This is a genomic window from Streptomyces sp. NPDC001514, assembly GCF_053597075.1.
Map to the genome: position 1 here is coordinate 1 of NZ_JBSFHO010000072.1, position 7,864 is coordinate 7,864.

10 protein-coding genes are annotated in these 7,864 nt (G+C 70.9%); 8 read left to right on the forward strand and 2 right to left on the reverse strand.

What is annotated here, in order from left to right; translation table 11 throughout:
- Positions 1-177 precede the first annotated feature (177 nt).
- Positions 178-621 carry an RrF2 family transcriptional regulator gene (locus tag ACWCXB_RS36270; protein WP_450728717.1) on the forward strand — a complete coding sequence of 148 codons (444 nt, stop codon included), beginning with the start codon at positions 178-180 and terminating at the stop codon, positions 619-621.
- A gap of 72 nt (positions 622-693) precedes the next feature.
- Positions 694-1,893, forward strand: coding sequence for a globin domain-containing protein (locus tag ACWCXB_RS36275; RefSeq protein ID WP_450728719.1), 1,200 nt, complete (start codon positions 694-696; stop codon positions 1,891-1,893).
- A gap of 144 nt (positions 1,894-2,037) precedes the next feature.
- Here ACWCXB_RS36275 and ACWCXB_RS36280 read toward each other — a convergent pair whose 3' ends face one another.
- Positions 2,038-2,811, reverse strand: a complete 774-nt coding sequence (locus tag ACWCXB_RS36280) for a CbtA family protein (RefSeq protein ID WP_450728721.1) — start codon at positions 2,809-2,811, stop codon at positions 2,038-2,040.
- Between the two features lie 22 nt (positions 2,812-2,833).
- Positions 2,834-3,055 (reverse strand): CbtB domain-containing protein, encoded by a 222-nt coding sequence (locus ACWCXB_RS36285; protein ID WP_450728723.1) that lies wholly within the window; start codon positions 3,053-3,055, stop codon positions 2,834-2,836.
- A gap of 324 nt (positions 3,056-3,379) precedes the next feature.
- Between ACWCXB_RS36285 and ACWCXB_RS36290 the strand changes: the two genes are divergently transcribed.
- From ACWCXB_RS36290 to ACWCXB_RS36315, 6 genes are all read left to right on the forward strand, one after another.
- Positions 3,380-3,943 carry a histidine phosphatase family protein gene (locus tag ACWCXB_RS36290; protein ID WP_450728725.1) on the forward strand — a complete coding sequence of 188 codons (564 nt, stop codon included), beginning with the start codon at positions 3,380-3,382 and terminating at the stop codon, positions 3,941-3,943.
- Between the two features lie 81 nt (positions 3,944-4,024).
- A complete protein-coding gene (locus ACWCXB_RS36295; protein WP_450728727.1) occupies positions 4,025-4,468 on the forward strand; it encodes a DUF6153 family protein in 444 nt (147 codons plus the stop codon).
- Between the two features lie 96 nt (positions 4,469-4,564).
- Positions 4,565-5,206 carry a DUF305 domain-containing protein gene (locus ACWCXB_RS36300; RefSeq protein WP_450728729.1) on the forward strand — a complete coding sequence of 214 codons (642 nt, stop codon included), beginning with the start codon at positions 4,565-4,567 and terminating at the stop codon, positions 5,204-5,206.
- A 520-nt stretch (positions 5,207-5,726) separates the two neighbouring features.
- Positions 5,727-6,245, forward strand: a complete 519-nt coding sequence (locus tag ACWCXB_RS36305) for a toxin-antitoxin system HicB family antitoxin (protein ID WP_450728731.1) — start codon at positions 5,727-5,729, stop codon at positions 6,243-6,245.
- A gap of 82 nt (positions 6,246-6,327) precedes the next feature.
- Positions 6,328-7,176 (forward strand): DUF4097 family beta strand repeat-containing protein, encoded by an 849-nt coding sequence (locus tag ACWCXB_RS36310; RefSeq protein ID WP_450728733.1) that lies wholly within the window; start codon positions 6,328-6,330, stop codon positions 7,174-7,176.
- Positions 7,177-7,238: 62 nt separating this feature from the next.
- Positions 7,239-7,864: ABC transporter ATP-binding protein (locus ACWCXB_RS36315; protein WP_450728735.1), on the forward strand; the 626-nt coding region annotated here is incomplete at its 3' end.

Genomic DNA, 7,864 nt, shown 5'->3' on the forward strand with positions numbered 1-7,864 from the left:
AATCCGTATGGTGAAGTTAGTCGGGGTGACTGACCTGCGTCAATGGTCCCCTGCAACGGCACGGGGCCGCGCGGTGAGTTCACCGTGCGGCCCCGCCGTGTTCCGCAAGAACGCACCTCGGGCGGCATCACGAAGACTGAATATGCATTTGAGATACATATTTGGTAGCGTCGATGCGTGCGGTTGACGAAGTTCAGCGATCTGGCATTGCGCGCGGTCATGCGCCTGGCGGTCGTTCGGGACGGGGAGTCCCTGACGACGCGCGAGGTGGCCGAGGCGATGGATGTGCCGTATGCGCACATGGCCAAGGCCGTGGCGCGGCTCCAGCACCTCGGCGTGCTGGAGGCGCGGCGTGGCCGGGGCGGCGGGCTGGAACTCACGGGCTTCGGGCGCGGCGCCTCGATCGGCTGGTTGCTGCGCGAGCTGGAGGGCGAGGAGGAGGTGGTCGCCTGCGAGGGCGACACCCCGTGCCCGCTGCGCGGCGCCTGCCGGCTCCGGGGGGCGCTGCGCGCCGCCCAGCAGGCGTTCTACAGCTCCCTCGACCCTTTGACCGTTTCGGATGTCGTGGCCGCTCCCACCGGGCCGGTCCTGCTGTCGCTCACACGGCGGGACGCCGTCTGAGGTCCCCGTTCCCGCATCGCCGGAAACGCACACTCGAAAATACGAAGATCACTTACCACTTTGGAGGCTGGTGTGCTCTCGGAGCAGTCCGTCCCCGTCGTCCGTGCCACCCTGCCCGCCGTCGGCGGGGCGATCGGTGAGATCACCGACCGCTTCTACCGGAACCTGTTCGCGGCCCACCCGGAACTGCTGCGCGATCTGTTCAACCGCGGCAACCAGGCCGACGGCACACAGAAGCAGGCCCTTGCCGGCGCCATCGCAGGCTTCGCCACGATGCTGGTGGACCGTCCCGGAACCCGGCCGGACGCTCTTCTCTCGCGGATCGCCCACAAGCACGCCTCGCTGGGCATCACCTCCGAGCAGTACAAGATCGTCCATCGGCACCTCTTCGACGCGATCGCCGACGTACTGGGCGACGCGGTCACACCCGAAGTGGCCGCCGCCTGGGACGAGGTGTACTGGCTGATGGCCAACGCCCTGATCGCCCTGGAAGCACGGCTGTACGAGGAGGCAGGTGTCGCCGAGGGCGAGGTCTGGCGCCCCGTGCGGGTGACCAGCCGTCGCCAGGAGACACCCGACGTCGCCTCCTTCACGCTCTTCCCGGCCGACGGTGAGCCCGCCGGCCGCTTCCTCCCCGGGCAGTACGTCAGCGTCCAGGCCGAACTGCCGGACGGGGCACGGCAGATCCGCCAGTACAGCCTTTCGTACGGCCCTGGCCACGCCGAGTGGCGGATCAGCGTCAAGAGGGTCGACGGTACGACCGGACCTGACGGTGAGATGTCCTCGTGGTTGCACGAGCACCTTCGGGCAGGTGACACCCTCATGGTGTCCGCCCCGTTCGGGGGACTGACCCTGCCGGACGGTGACGGGCCGCTGCTGCTCGGCTCGGCCGGCATCGGCTGCACACCGATGCTGTCCATGCTGCACGAACTGGCCGCCACCGGATCCACCCGGCGCGTGATCGTCGCGCATGCCGACCGCTCCCCCGCCGACCACGCCCACCGCGACGAACTCGCCCGGCTCGTCCAGGCGTTGCCGAACGCGGAATGCCATCTCTGGTACGAGACGCCGGACAGAGCCGCCGTCCCCCATGCACGGACCGGACGGACGGATGTCGGCGCACTGGACCTGCCCGACGGCCTGACGGCGTATCTGTGCGGTCCCTTGCCGTATCTCCGTGCGGTCCGCGGGGATCTGGTGCGGCAGGGTGTGCCGGCCGACGGCATTCACTACGAGGTCTTCGGCCCCGACCTCTGGCTCGGGCAGGAGTAGGCCCTGGCATCAGGCTGCGCCTGCGCCGCTTCCGCGCCGCCGGCTGAAGCCACCATCGCCCGGCCGCTCCGCAAGGTCGGTGAAGCGCGGGGGACCCGTCGGGCGCGCCCCCGACGGGTCCCTCGCGAGCGATTCGCGCGCGCGTCAGTGTGCCGGAGACGACGCGGCCGGTGCTGCCGGGTCGGCGGGGGCCGGCTGCTGCGCGGTCCGGGGTTCCAGGACCCGTTCCGCGAGGTGGCCGAGGATCAGCCCCAGGGCTGCCCAGAGCAGCGCCTGTACGCCCAGGGAGGCGAGTCGGAACTCCCACAGCACCGTGGCCGGGAATTCCTCGGGGAGCGCATCCCCGGCGGGGAGGAAGGCCACGGCGACCGCAAGCACCGCCGTGAAGGCGACACTTGCGGCGACCGTGGCGTTCCAGTTGCCCCAGCGCGGTGCGAGGCTCCGGCCGAGCAGCAGCGCGCCGATCGCCAGCAGCACACTCAGGGCGATCATCAGGAAGAACAGCGCGGTGCGCTGGTTGAGGGTGGCCGGGTCGCCGACGGCGGGCGGGTTGGCGGGGTACTTCAGGAAGGGCACCAGAGCGACGGTGACGAAGCCGCCCAGGCCGACCAGGGCCGCCGTGGCCCTGGCGCCGAAGCGGCCGATGCGGCCCAGCGCGAAGCAGAACGCCAGCGCGGTGATACCGCCGAGCGCGATGCCGTAGACGAGGGCGGCCGTGGCCAGTCCCGCGGTCGACTGCACCGCACGGCTGACCAGTTCCTCTTCGCCGTGCTCATGGGAGTGCGCGGACTCGAAGGCGATGGCGGCGTCCACGCTCGGTTCGCCCACCAGGTAGGCGAATCCGAAGGCGACCAGCCCGGCCAGGACACCCGCGATCATGCCGCGCACCAACAGGGCGCGTACGGTGACGGAGTTCATCTGTGGTTGCGTCCGTCCCGTATCAGTGGCAGGGGAAGCCCAGCAGGTGCCGGCCGTCGTGCACCCACTCGTGGACGCTCTCGCCGGAGAACACGGAGAAGGCGCCCTGCTCGGCGCCGACGAAGTACAGCAGCACGAGCATCAGCAGACCGAAGAAGGCGGCCCAGGGCAGGATCGCCCGGACCGGCAGCTTCGCCACGGAGGGAGGGGCAAGGGGGACAGGGGTGATGGCGGTCTGAGCCACGGCGTACCTCCTCGGGAACACGCGTCCCGCATTGTGTGGAGCACATGACGACAGCAACGGGTCTGACTCACCGGACAGCCCCTCCCCCAAGGGGAGTTGCCGCTCGGCACACAGTGGCGCGACCGTGCCGGGTTTCCACCGGGCTTCCGTCAGCGTCGTCGTCCTTTCGCAGCAGAGGGTACAGGCGGCGGTACCGACCGTCGATACCGCCCATGACCAGGTGACCTGTGACTCACCGCACCCCTGGCATCATCACCCGCACCACACCCGCACGCCCCACGGAGGCGGAACACGCGGGGACGACAACGGGGAGGTAATCCGGCCATGACGATCCGGCTCACGCTGCTGTGCGCCGCCGCGGGCCCCGCGGTGCGAGAAGCCCGGTTCGGCGACGGCCCGCTGGACGAGCGGGGCGTGCGCGAGGCGCGTACGGTGGCGGGCGCGCTGCCCACGGCGTCGTTGCACTACCGGGCGCCCTCGATCCGGTGCGAACAGACCACCGGGGCCCTGGGGGTCACCGCGGCCGCCGAACCCGCCCTGCGCGACTGCGACTTCGGGCGCTGGATCGGCTGCTCGCCGGCCGATGTGGCCGCGGCCGATCCCGACGGAATCGCCGCCTGGACGACCGATCCGGACGCGGCACCGCACGGCGGAGAGTCCATCACCGCCCTGCTCCTGCGCGTTGGCGACTGGATGGACGGCCTGCCCGAGGACGCGGGCCGAGTGCTCGCCGTCACCGAACCCTCCGTCGTACGCGCCGCGACCGTGCACGCCCTGGGCGCTCCCCCGGCCGCCTTCTGGCGCGTCGACGTGCCCCCGCTGTCCCTCGTCACGCTCACGGGGCGGGCGGGACGGTGGAACCTGCGGCTGAGCGGGCCCACAACCTGACCTCGGCCGCTCCTGGGCTATCGTCGACGGTCGAGGGCGGAGGTATGCGTGATGGTGCAGCAGTACACACGGACAGTGGGCGTGGCAGCACGTCTGCTGCTTGTCGTGGTGCTGGCACTCGGCGTGTTCGTCATGCACACCGTCGGGCACCCCAGCGAGGGCTCCGGCACGACCACCTCCTCGCCCACGGCCGGCACGGGCCGGATGCCCGCACACAGCCACCAGGCGGCTGCTGCAGACACGGGCCTGCCGCCTGCGATGACGATGACCGCGACGGACCCGTACGCCGGGCCTGTGCCGACCAGCGCCACCGCACCGGCGGATGATCCCGGCATGGCCATGGACATGGCGTCGCTGTGCGTGGCGGTCCTCGGCACCTGGGCTCTGGCCGCGCTGCTGCACGCGGTGTTCGTGGGTCGGCGCGACTGGCTCGCCAGGCTTGCCGCCGGGGTGCTCGCAGTCGTACGCGCCAACCCTCCGCCCAGGGCGCCTGACCTCGCACAACTGTCGATTCTGCGCATATAGGCCGGCCTTCCTGCGCGGGCGCGCCCCGACCGGGGCGCCCGCCACGACGCCTGCTCATCCACGCATTTCGGAATCGATCACACGAGGTACACAGACATGACCGCCTTCAAGCGTGCCCTGAACCGGCCCCTGCACCGTCGCGTCGCGGTGGTGGGAGCCGTCGCCGCCGGAGCTCTGCTGCTCACCGCCTGCGGCGACAACGGCGCGGACCCCTCCGCCCCGTCGCCGGAAGCTACCGCATCGGCCGCGGCCGGAGCCGGAGCCGGCGCCTTCAACAACGCCGATGTCGCGTTCGCGCAGGGGATGATCCCGCACCACCAGCAGGCCCTGGAGATGGCCCGGCTGGCGGACGGCCGCGCGGCCGACCCGGAGATCAAGACCCTCGCCGGACAGGTCGAGAAGGCCCAGGACCCCGAGATCAGGACCATGCGGTCCTGGCTCACCGCCTGGGGCAAGCCCGAGTCCCCCGGCATGGATCACGGCGCGGGCCACGGTGACGGGGAGGTGCCCGGGATGATGTCCGGCGACGACATGGACGCGCTCATGGCCGCCAAGGGCACCGACTTCGACCGCAAGTTCGCCCAGATGATGATCGACCATCACAACGGCGCCATCGACATGGCGAAGGACGAGCAGAAGAACGGCCGCAACACCGACGCCAAGAAGCTCGCCGACGCTGTCGTCACGAACCAGTCCGCCGAGGTCGAGCAGCTGCAGAGCATCCTCGACCGGCTCTGATCCGCTCCGCACTCACCGCTGTTCCGGGCCTTCCACGCGAAGGCCCGGAACAGCGCCGTACGCCATGTAGTCGCCTATCGGCAGGTGCGGCTCGATCGACGTCCATTGCTCATGGGCGAGTTGCCTGCGCGTCACAACCGACTTCCTACCGGATCCACCCGGAGGGCGGATCCGGGTCGGCGCGTTTGATCACGACCTCACACATGCCCTGGCTAGGCGGGGCGGGCCCGATCACACCGCCTCGGGTGGGCTCGGCCCAGCGGCAGACCGCGAGGCGGGGACAGGCCACCCCTGCGACATCGCATGGCATCACAGGACGTGGGGTGGCACGGCTTGGCACCATCCGGTGCCGCCCGGCGCCATTCCACGCTCCCAAAAGCACATGGGCACGCATGGCGCCACAATCACTCAGGTAGGCATCACAACGTTTCCCCAGGTCAGGATGGTTACATCAGTTATCGACCCGGAGATGTCACCTCACGGCTTGCGCATGGAGCCACTATGGTGCCATGATGACGCCATGGACCTCACCCCGTATGTCGACAACCTCCGCCGCGAACTCGCGGTGGCCGCCGAAGCCGGCGGCGACGAAGCCCGCGAGCTGGCAGAGAGGCTCACCGCTCCCCTGGAGTCGGCGACCCGGCTGACCCTGCTCAATGTGCTCTCCGCCGCGACGGACGAGATCACCCGCGAACTCGCCCCCGGCTCGGTCGACGTACGGCTGCGCGGGCTCGACCCCGACTTCGTGGTGACACCGCCACCCACCGACGGCGGCGCCCTCGCGGAGCCGGCCGCGCCCGTCGAACAGCTCCAGACCCCGGCCCCGGCCGACGGCGACGAGGGCGGCACCGCCCGCGTCAACCTGCGCCTGCCGGCCCACCTCAAGGCCCGCGCCGAGGAGGCCGCGAGCCGCGAGGGCCTGTCGGTCAACGCGTGGCTGGTGCGCGCCGTGTCGGCCGCGGTCGACGGCGGCACCCGGCCGCGCACGACGGAGAAGACCCAGACCATCGGACAGAGCTTCACGGGCTGGGTGCGCTAGCCGCACCCCCGCCCGCACCACTTCACCCACACCACGTCCCACCAGCAGGGACGTCCTGAAGACCCAAGAGGACGGGACAGCCATGCCTTCTTTCGACACTCCCGAACCGATCTCGGCCACGGCGCACGTGGAGGCCGGTTCCATCCAGTTCACCGCGGGCGACCGCCTCGACACCGTCGTCGAGGTGCGGCCCCGCGACCCGAAGCGAGACCAGGACGTACGGGCTGCCGACCAGACCGAGGTCACGTACGCGAGCGGCGTACTGACCGTCAGGACGCCCAAGCCCAATCTGCTCGGCCTCGGCCGCACCGGCACCGTCGACGTGACGGTCGAGCTGCCCACGGGCTCGCGCATCGACATGACCGGTGCCTGGGCCCAGGTGCTCGGCGAGGGCCGGCTCGGCGAGGTCCGTGTGAAGACCTCGTCCGGCGACGTCCGCCTCGACACGACCGGCCCGCTGAAGCTGACCGCGTCGCACGGCTCGATCACCGTGGACCGGGTCGAGGGTATGGCCGAGATCACCACCAGCTCCGGCAGCCTGCGCGTCGGCCTCGTCGACGGCCCCGCCGTCCTGAAGAACTCGCACGGCACCACGACCGTCGGCGCCGCGACCGGCGAGCTGCGGGTGAGCGGCGCCAACGGCGACATCGAGATCCGGCGCGCCGAGGACTCGGTCACCGCCACCACCGCCCACGGCACCCTGCGCGTGGGCGAAGTGGCCCGCGGCACCGTCCAGTTGGAGACCTCCTACGGCGCCATCGAGGTCGGCGTCCGCGAGGGCACGGCCGCCTGGCTCGACGTCAGCTCGGGCTCCGGCCAGGTGCGCAATACGCTCACCGCGTCCGAGACCCCGGAGAAGACCGAGGACACCGTCAAGGTCCGCGCCCGCACCCGGTACGGCAACATCGACGTCCGCCGCGCCCGGGCCTGAGCACCGGCCCCGCAAACTCGCCCACTCCCCCAGTCACTTCACCCTTCGAACGGGAGGGCTCCATGCCTTCATCTGTCATGCCCACGTCCAGGCGAGGCGACGGTCCGCAGTCGTCCGCCGCCGTCTCCACCGTCGGTCTGCGCAAGTCGTACGGCGACAAGACGGTGCTCGACGGCATCGATCTGCGTATCCCGGCCGGTTCGGTGTTCGCGCTGCTCGGGCCCAACGGCGCCGGCAAGACCACCGCCGTGAAGATCCTGTCCACGCTCATCGCCGCCGACGGCGGGCAGGCCCAGGTCGCGGGCCACGACGTCGCCACGTCCCCGGACGGGGTGCGCGCCGCGATCGGCGTCACCGGGCAGTTCTCCGCCGTCGACGGGCTGATCACCGGCGAGGAGAACATGCTCCTCATGGCGGACCTGCACCACCTGTCCAAGCGCGAGGGGCGGCGGGTCACGGCCGAGCTGCTGGAGCGGTTCGACCTCGTCGACGCCGCCAAGAAGCCCGCCCAGAGCTACTCCGGCGGCATGAAGCGCCGCCTCGACATCGCCATGACCCTGGTCGGCAACCCGCGGATCATCTTCCTCGACGAGCCGACCACCGGCCTCGACCCGCGCAGCCGCCACAACATGTGGCAGATCATCCGCGAGCTGGTCTCCGACGGCGTCACCGTCTTCCTCACCACCCA

Excerpts from the sequence above, each read along its gene's own strand:
- ACWCXB_RS36280 (WP_450728721.1), bottom strand. The coding sequence starts at position 2,811 with ATGAACTCCGTCACCGTACGCGCCCTGTTGGTGCGCGGCATGATCGCG.
- ACWCXB_RS36290 (WP_450728725.1), top strand. The coding sequence starts at position 3,380 with ATGACGATCCGGCTCACGCTGCTGTGCGCCGCCGCGGGCCCCGCGGTG.
- ACWCXB_RS36300 (WP_450728729.1), top strand. The coding sequence starts at position 4,565 with ATGACCGCCTTCAAGCGTGCCCTGAACCGGCCCCTGCACCGTCGCGTC.
- ACWCXB_RS36305 (WP_450728731.1), top strand. The coding sequence starts at position 5,727 with ATGGACCTCACCCCGTATGTCGACAACCTCCGCCGCGAACTCGCGGTG.
- ACWCXB_RS36310 (WP_450728733.1), top strand. The coding sequence starts at position 6,328 with ATGCCTTCTTTCGACACTCCCGAACCGATCTCGGCCACGGCGCACGTG.